The organism is Tahibacter caeni (assembly GCF_024609805.1).
Taxonomy (GTDB): domain Bacteria; phylum Pseudomonadota; class Gammaproteobacteria; order Xanthomonadales; family Rhodanobacteraceae; genus Tahibacter; species Tahibacter caeni.
On the sequence record NZ_JANFVR010000547.1, the window covers coordinates 1 to 1,939 of the forward strand.

General features: G+C 72.8%; 1 protein-coding gene. It reads right to left on the reverse strand.

Features of this window, described 5'->3' with window-relative positions; genetic code table 11:
- Window positions 1–1,914 (reverse strand): alkaline phosphatase family protein (locus NON22_RS23625; RefSeq protein WP_257389434.1); only part of this gene is annotated, 1,914 nt, incomplete at its 3' end.
- Window positions 1,915–1,939: the final 25 nt, after the last annotated feature.

Genomic DNA, 1,939 nt, shown 5'->3' on the forward strand with positions numbered 1-1,939 from the left:
CGGCGCAGCCGCGGCCGGTGGCGCGGCGATCAGCGCGGCGATGTCGGCGATGCCGGCGACGGGCCGCGGCGGCGCGAACGACGTGAACAGCACGCCGGGCACGGCCGCCGGCGCGATGCAGTGGTCGCCGCTCCAGAACTGGCGGTTGTCTTCGACGAGTGCGGCCGGTATCGCGCCGAGCGAGGTCTGCCACGAGGCGCGATAGCCCGGCGCGTAGCCGACCTGCAGGTCCGGCGCGGTGTCGCGCTGGGCCGCGGAGTAGATCGCATCGGCGTCGGACACCTCGAGCACGACCGCAGCCTGGTCGGCCGGATCGCGCAGCGCGGTCAGCGCGGCGGCGAGCTCCTGCTCGAGCGCAGCCGCGTCGGCCTCGGCGACGATGCCCTGCGGCTCGCGTCCGCGGCGGTTCACGTAGATGCCGTTGAGACCGAGCGCATAGGCGCGCGTCTTCGACCAGTCGACCGCGGCGAACAGCGGCGCGGCCGGATCGGCGCCGGGCTTCAAGGTCATGTAGCCCTGTTCGACGAGCCAGCGGTTCAGATGCACGGCGCGCCGGAACGCGGCGAAGCCGTGATCCGACAGCACGATCAGGCGGTCCCCGGGACCGAGCCGGCGCACGATTTCGCCGAGCACGCGGTCGGCTTCGCGATAGATCGCGGGGATCGCCGCGCGCGCGATCTCGCTGCTCGTCGCGTGCAGCGGATGCGCCGGGTCCAGGCCGCGCCAGAACATGTGGCTGACCCGGTCGGTCTGCACGAACACTTCGATGACGAGCTCGCTGTCGCGGCGGTCCAGTGCGTCGTAGAGCATGGCCTCGCCTTCGCGCAGGGTCGTGGCGACCATGTCCAGCCAGGCCTGTTCGCCGAGGTGGCCCTGGTTCAGCGCCCAGGTTTCCTCGGGCATGCCCAGGGTGTGATAGGTGCCGATGCGCTGCTGCAGCTCGGCGGCATAGGCCGGCGGCGAGGAGATCGGCAGCGCCGGATCGGCCGGATCGGCCTGCAGCGGCGCCAGATACAGCAGCGGCCGCGGAAAGCCTTCGACGAGATAGGCCCGCGTCATGCCGCTCACCGAACCGAGCAGGCCGGCGCTGTAGCGCAGCCGTATCCAGTCCGACCATCGGCCGACGGCGAGCGTCGTCGTGGTCGTGCCCAGGGCGAGCTGCGCGCCCGCGCTGCTGGCCATCAGCCGCAGCGGCAACTGCAGTGCGGCGTTGCTGCTGCTCCAGGGATCGGCCGGGCCGTCGAGATGGGTCTGCACCGCGCCGTCCTCGCCGATCGGCGCGGTCAGCACGCGGCCGCCGTTCTCGGCGTTCGGCTGCGGTCGCGTCGCGACCAGGGTATAGGTGCCCTGCGTGCCGAGCAGGTCGGGCACGCCCATGCCGGCGATCATCCGGTGCACCGGATCGGGCGGGTAGGTCACCGGCACGCGCAGCACGGTCGCGCGCGCGCCGCGGGCTTCGGCCGCGAGCCAGAGCGGTTCGCCGCGGCGCCGGTTGCGCAGCTGCGGCTCGCCGAAGTTCAGCTTCATGCCGAGCAGTTCGACCGGCTCGGGCGCGGCGAGCTCGGCGATGCTGAAGTCGGGTTCGTAGCTGCCGGGTTTGCGGCGCAGGAAATCGAAGATGCCGTGCTCGCCGGGATCGGTGCCCGTCGCGAAACTGGCCCAGGCCACCGGCGACTGCGGCGGATTGCTCGTCGCGAGACGCTGGTAATGGCCGTGCTCGCGCAGCGCGGCGAAGTGCGGCAGGCTGCCGTCGGCCATCCAGCGTTCGGTCAATGCCGGATCGAGGCCGTCGAAGCCGATGACGATCGTGCGTTGCGCCGCCGGGGCGCGCGGCGCTTCGCCGCGGCAGCCGGCGAGCGCGGCGCACAGGCAGAGCGCGACAAGCAGTGCGGCGCGCGGACCGACCCCGCTCATGCGTCGCGGTCGGAGGCCGCCGGTG